This window comes from Pseudoroseomonas cervicalis (assembly GCF_030818485.1).
Lineage (GTDB): Bacteria > Pseudomonadota > Alphaproteobacteria > Acetobacterales > Acetobacteraceae > Pseudoroseomonas > Pseudoroseomonas cervicalis_A.
In genome coordinates this window covers 1,575,119-1,593,507 of record NZ_JAUTAJ010000004.1, presented here as the reverse complement: position 1 = coordinate 1,593,507, position 18,389 = coordinate 1,575,119, and the positions used below count along the sequence as shown (strand labels likewise).

Annotated in this window: 18 protein-coding genes; 17 read left to right on the top strand and 1 reads right to left on the bottom strand. The window is 67.0% G+C overall.

Going from position 1 to position 18,389, the window contains the following annotated elements:
• The first annotated feature begins 3 nt into the window (after positions 1-3).
• The 17 genes from QE401_RS11260 (at position 4) to QE401_RS11180 (ending at position 17,278) form a co-directional block, all read left to right on the top strand.
• Complete coding sequence (locus tag QE401_RS11260; protein WP_307138294.1) at positions 4-336, top strand: DUF2190 family protein; 333 nt, start codon at positions 4-6, stop codon at positions 334-336.
• Positions 336-695: a head-tail joining protein gene (locus QE401_RS11255; RefSeq protein ID WP_307138293.1), complete on the top strand. Its 360-nt coding sequence runs from the start codon at positions 336-338 to the stop codon at positions 693-695. The genes QE401_RS11260 and QE401_RS11255 overlap by 1 nt, the downstream gene beginning before the upstream one ends.
• Positions 692-1,162 carry a hypothetical protein gene (locus tag QE401_RS11250; RefSeq protein ID WP_307138292.1) on the top strand — a complete coding sequence of 157 codons (471 nt, stop codon included), beginning with the start codon at positions 692-694 and terminating at the stop codon, positions 1,160-1,162. The genes QE401_RS11255 and QE401_RS11250 overlap by 4 nt, the downstream gene beginning before the upstream one ends.
• Before the next feature lie 4 nt (positions 1,163-1,166).
• Positions 1,167-2,111: a phage tail tube protein gene (locus QE401_RS11245; RefSeq protein ID WP_307138291.1), complete on the top strand. Its 945-nt coding sequence runs from the start codon at positions 1,167-1,169 to the stop codon at positions 2,109-2,111.
• Positions 2,111-2,533, top strand: a complete 423-nt coding sequence (locus QE401_RS11240) for a hypothetical protein (RefSeq protein ID WP_307138290.1) — start codon at positions 2,111-2,113, stop codon at positions 2,531-2,533. Before QE401_RS11245 ends, QE401_RS11240 begins: the two co-directional genes overlap by 1 nt.
• A gap of 77 nt (positions 2,534-2,610) precedes the next feature.
• Positions 2,611-2,757: a hypothetical protein gene (locus QE401_RS11235; protein ID WP_307138289.1), complete on the top strand. Its 147-nt coding sequence runs from the start codon at positions 2,611-2,613 to the stop codon at positions 2,755-2,757.
• Positions 2,758-2,760: 3 nt separating this feature from the next.
• Positions 2,761-4,755, top strand: coding sequence for a hypothetical protein (locus tag QE401_RS11230; protein ID WP_307138288.1), 1,995 nt, complete (start codon positions 2,761-2,763; stop codon positions 4,753-4,755).
• A 41-nt stretch (positions 4,756-4,796) separates the two neighbouring features.
• Positions 4,797-5,369 (top strand): hypothetical protein, encoded by a 573-nt coding sequence (locus QE401_RS11225; RefSeq protein WP_307138287.1) that lies wholly within the window; start codon positions 4,797-4,799, stop codon positions 5,367-5,369.
• 425 nt (positions 5,370-5,794) lie between these two features.
• Positions 5,795-6,355, top strand: a complete 561-nt coding sequence (locus QE401_RS11220) for a hypothetical protein (protein WP_307138286.1) — start codon at positions 5,795-5,797, stop codon at positions 6,353-6,355.
• Entirely contained in the window at positions 6,328-6,762 is a 435-nt protein-coding gene (locus QE401_RS11215; protein WP_307138285.1) for a DUF6950 family protein, read from the top strand. Before QE401_RS11220 ends, QE401_RS11215 begins: the two co-directional genes overlap by 28 nt.
• A gap of 1 nt (position 6,763) precedes the next feature.
• Positions 6,764-9,217 (top strand): phage tail protein, encoded by a 2,454-nt coding sequence (locus QE401_RS11210; protein WP_307138284.1) that lies wholly within the window; start codon positions 6,764-6,766, stop codon positions 9,215-9,217.
• A gap of 27 nt (positions 9,218-9,244) precedes the next feature.
• Positions 9,245-11,407, top strand: coding sequence for a cadherin repeat domain-containing protein (locus QE401_RS11205; RefSeq protein WP_307138283.1), 2,163 nt, complete (start codon positions 9,245-9,247; stop codon positions 11,405-11,407).
• On the top strand, positions 11,407-13,113 hold the full coding sequence (locus tag QE401_RS11200) for an FAD-dependent oxidoreductase (RefSeq protein ID WP_307138282.1): 1,707 nt from the start codon (positions 11,407-11,409) through the stop codon (positions 13,111-13,113). The genes QE401_RS11205 and QE401_RS11200 overlap by 1 nt, the downstream gene beginning before the upstream one ends.
• Before the next feature lie 381 nt (positions 13,114-13,494).
• Complete coding sequence (locus QE401_RS11195; RefSeq protein ID WP_307138281.1) at positions 13,495-15,618, top strand: LamG domain-containing protein; 2,124 nt, start codon at positions 13,495-13,497, stop codon at positions 15,616-15,618.
• 42 nt (positions 15,619-15,660) lie between these two features.
• Positions 15,661-16,170 (top strand): hypothetical protein, encoded by a 510-nt coding sequence (locus QE401_RS11190; protein ID WP_307138280.1) that lies wholly within the window; start codon positions 15,661-15,663, stop codon positions 16,168-16,170.
• Positions 16,171-16,224: 54 nt separating this feature from the next.
• Positions 16,225-16,593 (top strand): hypothetical protein, encoded by a 369-nt coding sequence (locus QE401_RS11185; RefSeq protein ID WP_307138279.1) that lies wholly within the window; start codon positions 16,225-16,227, stop codon positions 16,591-16,593.
• A 172-nt stretch (positions 16,594-16,765) separates the two neighbouring features.
• Positions 16,766-17,278 (top strand): hypothetical protein, encoded by a 513-nt coding sequence (locus QE401_RS11180; protein WP_307138278.1) that lies wholly within the window; start codon positions 16,766-16,768, stop codon positions 17,276-17,278.
• 214 nt (positions 17,279-17,492) lie between these two features.
• On the opposite strand, the gene QE401_RS11175 is transcribed toward QE401_RS11180, so the two are convergent.
• On the bottom strand, positions 17,493-18,356 hold the full coding sequence (locus QE401_RS11175) for a hypothetical protein (RefSeq protein ID WP_307138277.1): 864 nt from the start codon (positions 18,354-18,356) through the stop codon (positions 17,493-17,495).
• Between the last annotated feature and the right edge of the window lie 33 nt (positions 18,357-18,389).

The following is an 18,389-nucleotide window of genomic DNA, read 5'->3' as shown; positions in this document are numbered from 1 at the left end:
ACCATGGCCACCAATCACCGCCACGAAGGCAAGCGGATCGTCTGCACGGCGCCGGCCGGCGGCGTCGTCAGCGGCCGCTTCTACATCATCGGCGCCATGTTCGGCGTCGCCCTCACCACGGCCGCGGCCGGCGCGACCTTCGTCCTGGGCCTCGGCGAGGTCTGGGACCTGCCGAAGGCGACCGGCGCGCTGACGCAGGGGGCCGCCGTCTACTGGGACGGGACCGCCGGGAACGTCACCACGACCTCCTCGGGCAATACCAAGATCGGCATCGTCGAGACGGCGGCGCTCTCCGGTGATGCGACCGTCGCGGTCAAGCTGAACGACAGCTTCTGATGCCGTCCGACCCTTGGGCCCGCGCTGCGGAGATCATGTCTCTCGGCCCGGGCTCGTCGGTCGCGCGATATCGGCGCCGCGGCGACCCCGAGGGCAGCGGGCGCGAGGTCCGGGTGATCCTGTCCGGGCCTGACCGCTCCGAGGTGCTCGTGCAGGGCGTCGAGGCGGTCCTGCATGTGGTGCGCTCGCAGTTGCCGGAACCCGTCCAGGCCGGCGACCAGTTTGCCGTCGGCGAGATCGTCTACTCGGTGCACCGGGCCGAACTGGATGAGGGCCGGGTGACCTGGGTCCTGCAATGCATGGCAGTGCCGGAGCCCAGCCGGGCGGCCCGGCTGCTGCAGAGGGCATCGAAGCCATGAGCGACACGCTGGCGCCTATCGATGTGCGCATCGCCCGGGCTCTTCATGATCGCCTGTCGCACGAGCTTGCGGCCAGCGAGATACCGGTGGAACTGGAGCGTTCCGACGCGGTCACGGCGAGCGAGGTCCCATCCGTCCAGCTCTACTGGGCGAACGAGGAGGTCGAGGCCGATTTCATCGGCGGCCGGCAGATGGTGCGGGCCCGCTACACGGCCGAGTGCATCGCTGATGTCGGCGAGGCCGAGGAGGATGCCGTCAAGCGGCCTGCCGAATCCCTTCTATCGGCCATGGTGCTGGTCCAGCAGTGCCGTGATGCGGTCCTGTCGGACCGGACTCTGGGCGGCCTTGCCATCAGCCTGGAAACGGCGCGTGGCGAACCGGGCCGCGCCCTTATCGATGAAGACATCACCTCGGCGCGTGCGGAAGCGCTGGTGATCAGCGTCTTTTTCATCCGCGACAGGAGCTGATGTCATGGCCTACGCCTTTGGCTTCGATGCCGGGCTGCTGCTCGCCTACCAGACGGCGTGGGGCGCGCAGCCGGTCGATGGCTATATGCAGCTGCCCGTGCTGTCCTTCACGCCCGGCGTCACCCAGCCCTTCTCTGCGGTCGAGTTGCTCGGCCAGGGGCGCGATGGCGGGCGTATGATCCGGGGGCTGTTGTCGGCCGAGCCGACGCTCACCGTGCCGGCCGATTGCGACGCGCTCGGGCACTGGACCACGCTGATGTACGGCGCGCCCACCACGACCGGCACGACCGACCGCACGCACGTCTGGGCCTCCGGCAAGAGCAACCTGCCCCTGGCCGCGCTGGAGCGCGGTCTGTTGCCGATCGCCGATTACGCCACCTTCCTGAACCTGCGCGCCAACTCGATGGAGCTGCGGTTCCGGCCGGGCGAGGTCGTGCAGTCGGTCTCGGTCGGGCTGATGGGGTCGGCGGTCATCAGCGACGATGAATCCATCGACGCCACGCCGACCGTGGAGGAGCCGCCCCCGTCCGTGGGCTGGCAGGGCAGGGCGCTGAATGGCGCGGACGAGCTCGCCAATATCACCGAGGCGACGCTGACCCTGCGCAACAACCTCGAGGGCATCAGGGCGATGAACAGCGGCGGGCCGGGCCTGTACGCCTCCGCGCCGGCGCTGACGGATGCCCTGGGCTCGATCACCGTGCGGGCGTCCGATCGGACCATCCTCGATCTGTCGCGCTCCGGTGCTCCGCTCGATCTGCGCCTCGGCTACCGCGAGAGCGCGACGCGGTCGGTGGAATGGCGGCTGGAGCGCGCGAAGCTCGAGCTGACGGAGCCGCCCCTGGAGGGTCGCAACGGTGTTTCGGCCACCTTCGCCTTCGTCACCGAAAAGGGCCCGTCCGGTGCGAAGGTCCAGGTCACCATGAAGAACCAGCGCGCGGGGTATGTGTGATGCGTCTCGCCGACTTCTCGCCCCGCTGGCTCGAGCTCGCGCGTGGCGTTCGGGTCCTCTATGCCCCGCCGGGCGAGGCCGAATGGGCCGCGGCCGTGATAATGGCGCGCCGGCACCTGGCCGAAATCGAGGCCAAGACCGGGGAGATGAGCGAGGTGGAGCGCGGCGCGCTGCTGGACCGGCTGATCGCCAAAGGCGCCGCGCGCCTCGCCATCTCGGGCTGGGAGGGCGTGGAAGACGAGTTCTCCCCCGCCGGCGCCGAGATCCTGATGAGCATGCCGGGCATGTTCGAACTCTTCATCAGGCAGGTGATGGCCGATCTGGACGCGGTCAAATCCGAGGGAAACGCATCCGCGCCCGCGCCGAATGGCACTTCGGAGGCGGGCGAAAATACTGCGACGGATGTCGCCAGTCCGGAGTGACCTGCTGGCCCTGCGAATACGATCTGCCGGAGCGAAGCCCTGAGACGCTGGATGGCTGGCGGTGCTGGGAGGCCGGCATGGGCAGCCTGCGGAGCGGGTTCAACGGGCTGGAGCTCGACATGACGGCCGCAGTCGGCATCGCAAAAGACCTGGGGGTCGATCCGCGCCGGGCGGTGCCGCTGCTGCGTGAATTCGTGGTCGGGATGATGGCCAAAAGGAGCTGACGGATGAGCGGCACGACCATGGACGTCCCGGTCAAGCTCACCGGGGCGTCCGCCGTCGAGGCGGAGCTGCGCCGTATTGCCGACACCGGACAGCGCTCCTTCCAGGCCGTGGGCACCGGTGCGCAGAGTGCGACGCGATCCATGGGGGGGTTCAACTCCGCTCTGCAGCAGGGCGGGTACCAGGTCCAGGACTTCACCGTTCAGGTTCAGGGCGGCGTCAACTGGATGGTGGCGCTCTCGCAGCAAGGTTCCCAGTTCCTTGGCGCCTTCGGGCCAACCGGCGCTGCCGCCGGCGCTGTGCTGACGATCGGGCTCCTGGCTGCGCAGCTCCTGACCACCAGCGCCAATGCCAAGGAAGCGCAGCAGTCCACCCAGGATGCCTTCAAGGGCATGACCGAGGCCGGCAAGCAGTTCGCCGAGGTCCAGAAGGAAATCAACGAGCTCTTCCTGACCGCGGCGGAGCGCGCCGCCCAGGCCGCCAACGCCCAGCGCGAGGATCTGAAATCCCGCACGGAATCGCTGCTGAGCCTCTCGGTGCAGCGGAACGAGGGCAACCAGATGGAGCTCAACCAGGCGCGCGAGGATTTGCGCCGCCTGGAAGATTATGCCGGGCGCCAGGAGGCCCTGCGGGAGCGCCTGCGTCGCAGTGGCCAGATGTCCCCGGAGGGCGAGGCCTTCACCGATCGGGGCGCGGTGTGGCAGGCGCGGGCGCGTGTCCAGGGCCTGGAACAGGACATGTCGCGCACCAGCGACCGCATCGGCGAGCTCAACCAGCAGCTGACGCGGCTGCGGAATGCCGGCCGGGTCGGGGTGGAGCAGTTCGGCCCAACCGAGCGGGACCCGCGTAATGGCGGCCGCCTCGGGACCGAAGAGTTCGGCCCGACCACTCGCGATCCCTTCGGCGCCGAGCGCCTGCGTGGGGAGCTGGATCGGGGGGCGGCGGCGCAACAGCGCTTCGCGGAGCGGATGCGCGAGATCAACGCGCTGCGCGCACAGGGCGCCGATGTCACCGGGATGGAGGCCCTGGCGCAGAAGGAGCTGAACGACGCCCTGCGCAGGGCGGCCGGCCCGACGCCGCGCAATGGCGAGCTCGAAGCCATCTCGAGGATCGTCGAGGACATGGGCCGCGGGCCGCAGCTCTACCTCGAGGACCAGGTCAAGGCGCTGGAGGGGCTGCGCGGCCAGCTCGATCCATCCATCGGCGCGCTGGAGCGCTACAAGGCCGCGCTGGACCAGATCGAGGAAGCGCAGAAACTCTATGCCATGACCGCCGGCGAGTACGGCCTTGCGCAGGCGGATGCGGCCGATCTCAGCGCCCGCGCCGCGAAGCGGTACAAGGATGATCTGGAGCGCATCAACCGCAACGGTGACTCCGTGGGGAAGGATTTCCAGTCGGCCTTTGGCCGCGCCACCTCGGCATTCGAGGACGCCGTGAGCAGTGGCAAGGACCTCTCCGAGGTGCTCCAGTCATTGGACAAGGATCTGGCTCGCCTCGTTGTCCGGATGACGCTGATGCAGCCCTTGGAGAGGGCCTTCAAGAGCTGGTACGACGGCGTCGACTGGAGCTCCATCGGCAAGGCCTTCGGCTTCAGCTTCTTCGGCAACAGCGGCCCGGATTATGCGGGGATCGGGATCGACGCCGTCAGCAGCTTCGCGGACGGCGGGATCATGACCAGCCGCGGCCGGCTGCCGCTGGAGAACTATGCCTCCGGCGGTGTCGCGAACCGGCCGCAGCTGACGCTCTTCGGCGAGGGGCGGATGCCGGAGGCCTATGTGCCGCTCCCGGATGGCCGGTCCATCCCGGTGCGGCAGGTTGGCGGCAGCGCGGTGAGTGCGGGCACCATCTCCATCAGTGTGGACGCCAGGGGCGCGGATGCCGGCCTATCGGCGCGGCTGCCCGGAATCGTCCGGGCCGCGGCGAATGTCGCCAAGGCAGAGATTTTTGATGAGACAGGCCGAGGCGGCGGGGTTTCCAGGACGATGGGGCGGCGGCGATGAGTTTCCTGACTTTCCCCTTCGATCAGGTGCCGCCGGCCTCCATGACCTGGCGGCTGCGTGCGAACAACCAGGTGCATGAATCCCCGCTGGATGGCACCACGCAGACCCTCCTGATGCCGGGATCGCGCTGGGTGGCCAGCATGACCTGGCCGAAGATGGACCGCGACATGGCCAGGGTGATCTCGGCCTTTGTGGCCAGGATGAACGGCCGGGCAGGGCGGTTCCTGCTCCAGCCGCTCCAGGCGCCACGCACCGCGACCGCCGGTGGCACGCCGCGTGTCATGGGGGCAGGCCAGACCGGCGACCTGCTGCAGACGGATGGGTGGGAGGCGGGGAAGACGGTCATCGTGACCGGCGACTTCCTCTCCTTCCCGAACCCGGCCGGAAGGCCGCAGATCCACATGGCGGTGGCCAGCGCGGTGAGCGATGGCACGGGTTATGCGCCCATCCGCATTGCGCCGCCGCTGCGGTCGCCGCCGGCCGACAACGCCCTGATCGAGGCCAATAACCCGGTCGGGGTGTTCCGCCTGGCGGACGACGATCAGGGCGATCTGGCGACCGATGCCGCTTGGCACAGCTCCATCGCGGTCGAGTTCGAGGAAGCTCTCTTCTAGGGAGAGGGCTGGCTCGCCCCGTTCGGGCAGGCGACCTCTAGGAAGTAGGTTCTCAGTGTACGGCCCCCAGCGGCGACTGTATGGGCAAAACGATCCGAAATAATAGACGGCGCTCCGCATTGAGTAGAGAGCGAATTCAGGACGAAGGCGTGCCGCTGGGCGCGGTCATTCAGGTCGTAGTGCAGATCGGCAACGCCTGAAATATGAGCATTCATCACGTTCGGATCTGTTTGGGACGGAAAAAACCGGGCCCGACCGAATGAAAATTCCTGCATTCCGACCATACCGCCTGTGGGTCCGCAGGCACTGAGAAGTATCAGTGCAAGTAATGGCGTGCGCCGCATGATGCGTTCTCCCGGTTTTCGGCGAGATTGTAGCCATACGGCACGGAACATCAACAATGTCGGAGTTTTCCTGTGCGTGGCATGACGACCGATGCGATTTCTGCGGCGACATCTGAGGTCGTGGCAAGAGTTCTTGCGGTCGATCTCGATTTCCCCAGCGCGCATGTGCGGCTCAGTGGTTCCTCCACCTCGATCTTCGTCGGGGGCGAGGAATTTCTTGGTGTGGGGCAGCTGGGGAGCATCACCGCGGTGGAGGAAAGCGTGGAGCTGAAGAGCTACGGCATCCAGCTCCGCCTGTCGGGCATTCCGCGCGACGCCATGCTGTCGGCGCTGTCCGAGGCCTATCAGGGGCGTCGCGCGACGGTCTGGGAGGTGCTGCTCAATCCCAGCACCATGCAGGCCATCGCCGATCCGATCGTGACCTTCCGCGGCCGCATGGACCAGATGAACGGCACCTTTGGCCGCGAAGCCGTGGTGAGCCTCTCGCTGGAGAACCGCCTGCGCGACTGGGAGCGGCCCCGGCTGAGCCGATACACGACCGAGGATCAGCGGCGGACCTTCCCCGACGATCTCGGATTTGCCTACGTCAGCACCACCACGGAGAAGGAGGTCACATGGCCGGCCAAGAGCTTCCGCGGCTGACGCGCTTTCCGGATTGGCCCGAGCGGCTGGCCGCTTTCGTCGAGGATCGGCGCGCTGCTACCTTCGAATGGGGGCGGAATGACTGCTGCACCTTCATCTCGGATGTCGCGCTGCTGCTGACCGGCAGCGACCCGATGGCACAGCTGCGCGGCAGCTACGCGGATGAAGCCGGCGCCGAGGCGGTCCTCTGCGGGCAGGCACTCGACGACTATGTGGGCGCGCGGCTTGAGGAGTGGGGAGCGACCGAGATACCCGCGCTGATGGCTGGGCGCGGCGACATCGTCACTGCGCGCCCCGGCAATCATCTGATGTGCGGCGTCTGCATCGGGCCGCAGCTGGTCCTGCCAGGCGAGGCCCGACTCGTCTTTGTTCCCGCGCGACTGGCGCTGCGCTGCTGGAGGTACTGACATGCCGGCTGCTGCGGTTGCCGTCGTTGCGGCAGTTGCGGGCTATGCGGGCGCGGGCGCCCTTGTCTCTGCTGGTGTCATTGCCGCACAGAGCATCGGATTTGCCATTGCCGCCGCCGTCATCGGCACCGCCGTCTCTTATGGCCTCACCTCCATCCTGGGCCTGAACAGCGCCGCCAAGCGCACCGTCACCTCCACGGACCGCAAGCAGCTGATCCGGTCGAGCGTGGAGCCGCGCCAAGTGGTGTATGGCCGGGCGCGCGTGTCGGGGCCGATGGTCTACGCCTCCAGCTCCGGCGCCGATCAGCGCTACCTGCACCTGGTGATCCCCTTGGCCGGTCATGCCGTCGAGCGCATCGGCACGGTCTGGGTCGGCGATGTAGCCATCAATGACGGCGACCTCGACGGTGACGGCAATGTCGTGGCTGGCGGGCACCAGTTCGCCGGCAAATGCCGGGTGCGAAAGTACAACGGGGAACAGCTCGCGGCCGACCCGTTCCTGGTGGCGGAAAGCACGGATGGCTGGTCCACCAGCCACATCCTGCGCGGCACGGCCTACATCTACCTGCGCTTCGAATACAGCCAGGATGCGTTCCCAAATGGGGTCAGCGACATCTCGGCCGAGGTGCTGGGGCGAAAGGTCTATGATCCGCGGACGGGCGTGACCGCCTACAGCAACAACTGGGGTCTCTGCGTGCTCGACTATCTGCGCAGTGATTTCGGCCTCGCCTGTGCGCCGGATGAGCTCGACGAATCGTCCTTTGCCGTAGCCGCCAGCATCTCGGATGAGCAGGTCCAGCTCGACGCGGACGCGACGCAGTGGCAGGCGCGCTATACCTGCGATGGGTCGTTCAAGCTGGATGAGCAGCCGATCGACATCCTCGACAAGATGCTGTCGGCCGGCGGCGCGCCGGGCCTAATCTACCAGCAGGGCCGCTATGTCCTGCATGCCGGCGCCTATGTTCCCCCGTCGGACACTCTGACGGCGAGCGACCTGGCTGGTGACATGGAGATCATCACCAAGCCGTCTCGGAAGGACATCTTCAACAGCGTGAAGGGGACCTTCATCGACCCCGGCTCGAACTGGCAGCCGACCGAATTCCCCGCCTACTATTCCAATGAGCTGATCGCCGAGGATGGAGAGCAGATCTGGCGCGAGGTGGAATTCCCTTTCACCATCGACCCGGCCCGCTGCCAGCGCCTGGCGAAGCAGCTCCTCCGCACCGAGCGCGACAGCCTGACGATCAACGTTCCGGTCCGCTATGCCGGCATTCGCTACAGCGTGATGCAGCGCCTGGCGGTGCACATGCCGGACATGGGCTGGAACGGCAAAGCCTTCGTGGTGCGGGCCTGGTCGATGGACCCGGTCACCGGGGTGGTGACCCTGTCGATGCGAGAGGACAGCCCGGGTTCCTACGCCTGGCTCTATGACGAAGCGGCAGATCAGCCGTTCTCGCCGGACACGGATCTGGTGAGCCCGCTCGACATCCCCGCGCCCAGCGCGCTGTCGCTCACCCCGACTACGGCCCTCAATGGCGACGGCGCCGCGGTGCCGGCGCTGCAGGCCGAATGGGCGCCGGCCCTGCATGCCTTCGTGACCGCCTACGAGGTCCAATGGCGGGTTGCGCCGGCGGGGCCTTGGAGCGCCGCCCAAGTCCCCACACCGACCAGCCGCTACGTCATCCAGCCGGTCATCGTGGGCCAAGCCCTGGACGTCAGGGTGCGCTCGATCGCGGGCCTTGTGCGCAGTGCCTGGACGGGGATTGTCACTGGCCTGGGCGAGCGCGACATGACGCCCCCGGGCGCACCGGTGGCCCCGTCGGTGGTCAGCGCCATCCAGCAGCTCGTCATCCGCTGGACCAATCCGACAGACAGCGACCTGGCGAAGATCGAGATCTTCGAATCGACCACCGCCAGCTTCGCGGATGCCTACAAGCAGGGCGAGAGCGTCAGCGACTTCTTCGTTCGCAGCGTCGCCGCGGGCGCGTCGCGCTGGTACTGGCTGCGGGCGGTCGATCGAAGCGGAAATGCTTCTGCGCTGGTGTTCGCGGGGGCTGGCACCTCTCGGGCGACCGAGACAGGGGACCTCGCCCTTGGAGCCGTCACCGGGCTGCTGCTTGGCGATTGGGAGGGAGTCGGGACGCGCACCATCCCCTTCGGGGATTCGACCTATCCGCTCACGGCGGTGGCCATCGTGCGGGTCACCGCCATTGGCGATCCCACCAGCGATGGCGGGGAGAACCCCACGATCACGGTGCCCAAGGTCCAGGTCACGATCGAGCTGGATGGCTTGGTCGTCGAAGAGGCGACCATCCCAGCCAGTGGCTCCGTGGTGGTCCCTTGGGGTAACTCGGCCGTCGCGCCAGGCTCGCATTCGCTCACGATCACGGTCGCGGAACAGGATGGCGCTTTCGTCGAGCGCGTCTTCGTGACCCTCCAGACCGCCAAGCGCTGACCCTCAGCACAACTCGGAGACCACGGCATGTCGGGATCGATCCCGCCTGATGTCGAGCTGCGCATGCGGCTTGGCCCCTATGCCACCCATCGCCGGCAGCAGATCAAGGTGGGCTCGACCATCCGGGTCTATGTCGATGTGCTCGACCGGGTGACCCAGGCCAAAATCCCGGGAGCCACCGGCGCCGCAGCCATCTACTGGCTGCCCACGGATCTGGATATCACCTCGCCGGGGCAGCCTGCCGAGGTCTCCGAGGTCTCGCCCGGCACACTGGCGTTCGATGTACCCGGCGAGCTGTTCGGCACCTACGCGGTGTGGCTGGGGATCGGCGGGCCGAGTGCCGAGACGGTGGATGGCCGCTTCGATGTCATCGCCGACGGTGCCGATGGCTGGACGGCCACGCAGTGGAGCGGCCTCCAGGCCGCAGCGGCAGCGGCTGGCGCCAGCGCTGCGCGCCAGGAGACGCGTGCGATGGCTGCCACGCTCGCCGCCGAGGCTGGCGCGGCCGCGGGGGCGGCAAAGGTGATGGAATTGGTGAGCCAGCGCCCTGCCAAGGTGATCACCGCTCGCCGCTACCTCCTCGCAGTGGAGGATTCGGGGGCAACCCTTGTCTTCACCAGCTCGGCCCCGACCTGGGTGGATGTCCCGCTCGGCCTGCCAGTGGGGTTCCAGGTCATGCTGGTGATGGGCGGCGTGGCGCCGGTCCGCATCAATCCCATGGCCGGCGTCTACATCCCGACCGAATCCGGCCACAACGGCATCGCCACCCGCTCCGCCGGTGCCACGCTGCTCGCCGCCGGCCCGGACAGCTACATCCTGTTCGGCGCCTCGGCCGATGTCACCGCCGCCTTCGAGCCGCTGTGGACCCTGCCGCCGGCTCTCAGCAGCTATGCCTTTCCGGTCACAGAGAACGTGCCGACCGGCACCGTGGTGGGCCGGGTGGAGGCGCGCGGCGCGGGGCCGATCGAGCTGAAGCTGGCCAGCGGCAATGTCGGCGGCGCCTTCGCGCTGGTCACCGTGGAGGAGGGCATTGCCGACCTGGTCACCGCCGGCCCCATCGATTTCGAGGTGCTGCCCTCCTACGCGTTGAGCATCGGGGCGACCAACGGCAACGGGACCGCCTATGCCACGGCGCTCATCACTGTCATCGATGTGCCCCCCGTCGCGCCGCGCCCGGGCCAGGTCTTCGGTGTGCTGGATGGCGCGCCGAGCCGCACCCCGATTGGGGTGGTGCAGGTGACGGATGGCCAGGCGGTCGACGCCTTCCGGATCGCGCCAGGCGCCGGCGCCGAGCTTTTCGGGATCGATTCCTCTGGCCTCCTCTCGGTCGAGGTGCCGCCGGACTACCAGGCCGCGCCACAGCGGGTGATCGAGATCACCACGACCGACCATGAGGGCACCTCGCCCCCCGTCCCGGTGAAGGTGATGGTGGTCAAAGCGCCGCTGACCTACGCCCCGATCAGCGACGGTGCGCAGGCCTGGTGGAGGCCGGCGGTGGCCTCTACCCTGACCCTGCAGGATGGCGGCGTGCAGCAGCTGCGCGACGTCGGACCGCGCGGCCTGGCCTGGTCGGCCGACATCGATCAGGACATCTACCCGCGGCCGGCGCTGCTGCAGGGTGCCGCCGGCATCGGGAGCCGCGACGCCATCCTCTTCGCGGAACAAGCACGGCTGAACGGCAATGCCGGCGTGCTCTCCCTGACCCAGGATGCCGAATATCTGGGCCTCGAGATGGTGCTGCTCTTCCCGTCCGTCGGCGGCGCCAGCGACATCATCAACCTAAGCCGCAGCCAGGACCGTCAGGCCCGGTTCAACCTGGCGCTGAGCACCCAGACGGGCCGGCCGGCGCTGCGCCTGGTCACCCGGCGGCTCGATACCGACGCGGGCGTGCGGCACGACTCGTCCGTGCGCATCTTCCCGGCCACGCCGATCTACGTCTACGTCGGCGTGGACTGGCAGGCCGGCGAGACCACGCTGCAGGTCAACACCGTGTCCGAGGTCCAGGCGCAGCTCTGGGCCAGCGGGCCCGGCCGGACCGAGGATCTGCCCAGCAAATGGGGCACCCTCGGCTCATCCTCCAACGCGGCGGGCGTCATGCTTGCCGACTGCGTGCCCTGGCGCTCCCGGCCGAGCCCTGAACTCCTGGCCGAGAACCGCCTGGCGCTCGCCAGCCATTACGGAATCCCCTGATGTGGCCAGCCCTGCACGGGCTGGCCGCCTCCCAGACGCTGGGCGGCGGCCAGCTGGCGGACGCCTATGCGGACGTCATCGTTTATAGCGCCAGTCCGGGCGCCTGCGCGGCGGCAATCGAGGTGGCGCGGCATGGGCGGAGCGTCATCATCGTCGGCGGCTGGCGAGAGGATCGCGTCGGCGGGATGATGTCGGGCGGCCTCGGCGCGACCGATCTGCGCAATGAGGCGGCGATTGGGGGAATCGGGCGCGAGATCTTCGACGCGATCAATGCGCACTACTTCCCCGGCGGCGGGCCCTACACCTACCGCTTCGAGCCCAGCGTGGCGCAAGCCGCTTTCGAGGCGAAGCTGGCCGAGCACGATATCCCCGTGGTGTGGACGCGCGGCATCGTCAGCTGCGTGCGCGAAGGGACTGCGATCCGCCGGATCAAGACCCGCGAGGGCCGGACCTTCGCCTGCCGGATCCTGCTGGCGTCGGGCTATGAGGGGGATGAGGTTGCCGTGGCCGGCATCCCCTACCGCATCGGCCGCGAGGGCGTCGGCGAGTATGGCGAACCGACTGCCGGAGTGCGGCGGAACTTCAATGGCCGGCACCAGTTCTGGGGCCCGGAAGGGGTGATGAACCTCTCGCCCTTCCGTGTCGCGGGAAACGCCGCCAGCGGCCTGCTGCCGGGCATGAGTCCTGCACCAGGGCCGATCGGCAGTGCGGATGAAGCAGTGCAGGCCTACAATTTCCGCCTCTGCCTGAGCACCAATCCCGACCGCCGGCGGCCGCTGATGACCTCGCCGCCGGAGGGCTACGACCCGGCGCGCTATGAGCTGCTCGGTCGCTATCTGGCGGAGATGGCGCGCCTCGGGATCGCCTACTACCCGCGCGTGAGCGTGCCGACCCATTTCCTGCTGCTGGAGAGCCTGCCCGGCGGCAAGCTGGACGGCAATGCGCGAGGGCCATTCTCGACCGATCCTTTCGGCCTGAGCTGGGCTTATCCGGATGCAGGTTTCCGGGCCACCGGCGCCATCGACTTTGATCTGCGGGAATCCATTTGGCAGCAGCACCGGCAGCACGTCGAAGGCCTGTTCTGGTTCGCCCAGAGCAGCGGCGACAGCCGGGTGTGGCCGGATCTGCGGGAGGAATGGCGAACCTACTGGCTCGCCAACGACCAGTTCCTCCAGCCGGGATTTGGCGATCCCGTCGGCTGGCCCTCGCAGCTCTACGTGCGCGAGGCTCGCCGCATGGTCGGTGATTTCGTCTTGACGGAGCAGGACATCACCCGGCCCGAGTGGCAGGAGACGACCTATGCGGATCGGGTGATCGGCCTCGCCTCCTATGAGGCCGATAGCCATCATGTGCGGCGCTACGCCATGCCTGCGCCAGGCACGCCTTCCGGCCATCGCGCGATGAATGAGGGCGACTTCTTTTTCGCTGTGGGCGGCGAAAACCGGATGGTCCCCATTCCCTATGACGTCATGCTGCCGCCGCGCAGGGCCTGCACCAACATGTTGGCCACCTGGGCGGTCTCCGCGACGCATGTCGCGACCGGCCTGACGCGCATGGAGCCGACGCATATGGCGCTGGGCCACGCCGCCGGATTGGCGGCGGTGCTCGCACTCGACGGCATCCGACAGCACGCTGTGCACGACATCAATGTTGCCGAACTGCGTGCCCAGCTGCGCGCAGAAGGCGCCGCGCTCGACGACATCTAGGGCGCCGGCAAGCTCCACCGGAGACATCCATGAGCGGAACCAACTGGGACGGTCCGGCGCAAGCCGGGGCGGCCGCCGGCGCGGCTGCTGCGCGGCCTGTCGCACGCGAAGAGGCGGCAATAGTGGCCCGCGAAGTGAGCGGACAGGTGGGCGCCGATGTGGGGCGGGACGCAGGCGCTTGGGCGGGCGCAAGCGCAGGCGCCACTGCCGGCGCAGCGGCGGGTACGCAGGCTGGCACTGTGGCGGGACGCAATGAGGCTGTCGCCGCCACGACCTACACGCCATCCGAGGGGTCGTCCCTCTCGACGCCGATGCTGCGCAAGATGCGCCAGCATCTCGACCTGGAAACGGACTTCGGGGCCAAATTGGATGGCACCAGCGATGACACGGCCCGCCCATGTCGATGCTGCGCGAAGCGGCAAAGTGGTGAACTGGCCGCCCGTCGCGGCCACCATGCGGATCTACGACGAGGCCATCCTGGACGACCGCCCCGCCCAGATTTTTGGTGTGATAGGCAAGTCGACGTTGCTTCTGGGCACCTATGCGCAGCGAGCCTATCGCCTTGTGGCGGGCGGCAATACGCTGTCAGGGATCATCTTCCAGGGGACGACGGTCAACGGCCGGAAGCCTTTCATTCAGGGCAATCCGGCCTACCCCATGCTGTTCGGCGACCAGGCGTATACCTCAGCCGCCGCCGTGTTCTGCATGTCCGGGTACAACCACCTCCTGAATTTGGGCTTCTTCGACCTCCCCACCGGGATGCGGGTCCGTTCGTTCGACAGGGCCTCTCAGCAGGTGCTGCGCAACGAGGTCATATATCCCTACGGCGAGCGCTGTGACTTCGGCATGATCGGAGGCAACCAGCGGGCCGGCCGCTTCGTCGGGTGGGGCTTCGGCGCCTCGACCTTCGAGACGTCGAACGCCCCCAATCACGACGTCTATTTTGCCGGCAAATTTCCGAAGGGCATGACGCCGGAGGAGGGTGACGACCCTACCAATGAGGGCCCGACCGGCTTTTTCGATACCCTCACCGAGAACTGCCTCTTCCAAGACTTCCTGAGCGAAGGCAACTTGTACTCGTCGGTGTACAAATTCACCGGCATGCTGGGATGCGCCATCCGCAACATGCAGGCCAGGTCGAGTGTCTGTTTGCTGTCGCTGGCCTACATGCGTGGTTGCACCCTGAATGGCGCGACAGCCTATGACCTACGCCAGGGCCTGACTCCGGCGGGGGAGCCCAACACTCACCCGACCAACCAGGGCGGCCTGATCCTCTCGGACTGCCACGATATGGATCTCTTCGGCTTGGCCCTCGCCGGCCGGCCCGGGGACAATTACGTCAATGGCGTACTGCTGCGGGATGGCTGCTCCGACATCCGGCTTCGCACTGGCACCATCAGCATGGGCTACACGGCGGCTACGCCGGACCGCTCAGCGTTGCGCATCACCCGGGGCAGCACCCGCACATATGTCGGCCCGGGCATGACGCTGCGGCACGCTGGTGGCAACAAGCCACTGGTCCTCATTTCGGCCTCCACCGACACGGTTCTCGACGGGCCTGTTCTCCAACAAGGCGATCCGGCTTCCTCGATGCTTGTCAGTGTGGACAGCACGAGCACCGGCACCCGCTGGAGACGGGAGGAATTGGCCAGCCGCCACGCCCCCGGCAGCGTAATGGCCAACGCCGCCCCCGGCACCGTGCTGCAGCGGCCGAGCGTTGCGCCCCTGCTGTGGCGTCCAACCGATTTGGGCGCGGCCCGCGTGCTGACGCTGTCGGCCCGACAGCCCGGGGCGCTGGTGACCGATGGCGCCACCGGGCGGGTGATTGAGTGGCGCGACTATTACACCGCCGGCCGTAAGCTGGTGGCGCAGACCTCGGCCGAGGGACCTCTCCCGCTCCAGACGAGTGGCTTGGACGGCGTTGACCCCGCGCTCCAGTTCGGGGAGCCCGCGTACCTCCGGGCGGGGGCCAACGCGCCGGAGCTTCTGGCCACCGCGACCGGCGCCATCAACGCCACCAGCCTCGCCCTGGTGGTCGCGGTCAACGCCTCCAATGGCGGGCCGCGCAACATCGCGGGCTGGTGGCAAACGGTCTCCGGAACGCCGCCGCGCATCCTTCTCCGCCACAACGCCGGCGCTGGCCAGTCTAATCAGGTGGTCACGCAGGGGCAGGGCGGGTCCAATACCATCGTGTCGGGCGGCACAGAGGATGGGCAGTGGCACGTCATCGCCATCCGCAAAGTCGGCGCCATGCTGGAGATTTACCAGGACGACCTGACCGCCCCCCTGGCCACGGGTACCATCGCCAGCACCTCGCCTTTCGCGCCGAATGATTTTCTCCTCGGCGCCGCAGTTGGCAGCACCACCGGGGCGCCGGCATCTAACAATGTCGGCCCCCTGGGCGCTGTTCTGGCCATCGCCGGCCCCGCCAGCCCCGCCTGGGACGGCGACCTGCACAACGCCATGCGGTGGGTGGGACGGCAGGTCGGCGTGATCGTTCCGTGACCGCCCGTCGGCAATTTTTCATGACTCTGTCCGGGAGGTCTCATGCCTGACACCCAAGGTGGCGGCCTGAAGGAGTTTGCGCAGCGGCCCGCCATGACGGTGGCCCAGCTCCTCGCGACCATCAGCCTGGCGCTGCCCACGATCATCTTCGGCTGGCAGATCTACTCCGCCAACGCCGCCGCCAACGCGCAGGCTGTGCAGCTGCAGGAGCGCCAATCTCAGACGCTGCTCCAGCTCAGCGCCCAGCTGGCGGATCAGCGGCAGATGACGCAGCAGTTTGTGGGGCAGGCGGCGGAGATGAGGGGCCTGATCGTCGAGCTACGCACCCAGACGGCTGTTCTGCAGCGCGACAGCGACCGCCAGCGCGAAGACACGGATAGGCGCTTCGAGGCGACGCGCCAGAGCATCCAGCAGCTGCGCGACCTGATTGCCCGCATGGCCCTCCAGCCGCGCGGCCAATCCGATTCGCCGCCGATCGCCGACACGCTGCCGCTGCCTGGCAGCGACACCGGCCTGATCTGGCGCCCCGTCCTGCGGCTGCCGCTGGATTAAGCCCGCGCCCGGCCGGCTGCCGGGCACATCCCACAATCGAATCGGAGGCCAGTCGTGGACTGGATCACCCCGCTGTTGCCGGTGCTCCTCGAGCACTTGGTACTGCCGGCGCTGCTCGCGTTCGGCGCATACCTCGTCACCCTGCTGCCCGGGCCGCTGCGCCAGTGGCTGGCGAGCGCCACGCATGCCCGGGACATGGAGCTGCTGCTGGGCGCGCTGATGCGCTCCGCGCTGGCCTCGTTGCCCGACCTCGCTGGTAGCCGCATCACCGCGGCCGAGGCGGCGCGGCGGGCGGCCGAGTACGCCCGCGCCAACCTGCCGGACACCCTCGCCAAGCTCCAGCCGTCGCCGGAGACGCTGCAGGCCATGGCCAAGGCGGCCGTCACCCAGGCGCTGCGGCCGGGGGAGGGCGCCAAACGATGACTTGGCTAGTCCATCTCCTGGCCCTGCTGGCCGGGCGGCGGGAGGCCCTCGCGGAGCCGCTCGCACCGCCGCCGGCGCAGGCCGCGCGGCCGGGCCCGATTCCGCCCGGCATCCCTGTGCACGCGGTTGGGGACACCCCGGCCGCGCCATCCCCCCTCGCGGAGTATCTCGGATGACCCCCCAGGAATTCGTCCAGCGCGTCATCACCCCTGGCGCGGCCTGGGCGGAGCAGGTGGCCGGCCTGAGCAGCAGCATCGCGGCGCGCCGCATGCTGCTGGCCATCGCCATCCAGGAGAGCGACCTGGTGCACCGCTATCAGGTGCTGGCCAGCGGCGCGCCCGGACCGGCGCGGAGCTGGTGGCAGGGTGAGCAGACGGGCGGGATGATCCGGGTGGTGACCGCCTCGGCCGTCTCCCAGGGCATCCGCAGCCGCGGCGTGGCGCTCTGCCAGGCGGCCAGCGTGCGGCCGGAGGCGGCCGCCATCTGGCGCGCGATCGAGGGCCACGACCTGCTGGCCTATGGCCTGGCGCGGCTGCTGCTGCTGTCCGATCCCCAGGCCATCCCCGAGACGGAGGCGGGAGCCCGGGCCTGCTATGCCGACCGGCTGTGGCGCCCGGGCAAGCCGCACCGGGAGCGCTGGGGCACCTCCTGGGCAGCGGCGGTGCGGGAGTATCCGCTCGCTTAAGCCTTTGGCGCCGGCTTCAGTAGGCCAGCTTGGTGCGGCGTGAAGCTGGAGGTCGAGGCTTGGCAAGGAACGGGAAGACCGTGACGGCTACCGGGGGCTCTGTAGGTGCCGGCTGGGATATGGCAAATAGAACGGCGAGGCCGCTAAGCCCCGCCCCGCAGTTAGAGGGCTATGGCCGACTGGGCCGTCTGCTTTGCTGGGACACTGGCAGCGATCAAAAGCCTAGCGAGCTCTTAACTATTTCAGTAAGAACTCCCATGGCGAGTTCTTTGCCGGGGCCGCTAATTTTCTCAAATAACTTCCGATATAGCGGCTTAGCGCCAGCCATGTCGCCAGCTTTTGCCTTCTCTACCATCGCATTCAGGTCATTTTGAACTTCTTCAGTAATTACAATATTTTCTTGAATAAGTATTTCAGACAAATAATTAATAATGTCAGATTTATTTTTTATATCGAAATGAAGTTGCTGTTTTACTTCTCTACCAACCCCTACAGGCGATTGATAGAAACTACTATTATTTATAGTAACACTTTGATGGGACTCTTGATGCAACGCGTTCGCCTTCCTCTCAGAGGATACCCTATAGCCGTCTTCCTTTAAATAAATATACTCTCTTTTACTATACATAGCCAATATAAATGCGCTTGAATCCGGATCGTTTTCATAGAAAACTTTGGGTCCTGTGTCTACAAAGTCATGATCTTCTAGACTTTTTATGGCAAGATCATAGTCAACTCGAGAAAATGATCTATTTTTTATAAATTCTTCAGCCAAGTTGTCTAATTTTGGGCCAACATATCCGTTGAGTAAATCGGAGGTATTTCTGTCGCTTGATGTAAATTCCTTCCTCAGCAATTCTAAAATTTCAAAAGAAAGATCATTTAAGGGGGACTTTGCCTTGGATCGCTTGGCCACAAAACTTCTCCCTGTCTTGAAACGAGATCCATCTAGGCAACTGTGGGGAAGCAGCGCAAGAAATGTTTGCGGCCATAAATTTTTTCTTAGATTTGGGCGGTCTATTGGCTGTATGGCCTTGGCTGTAAGTCTTACATATCTTCTTTCTTTTGCCATGGTCATTGGCGTTGGTTCTGCTGCCGAGCTGCGTGGCCA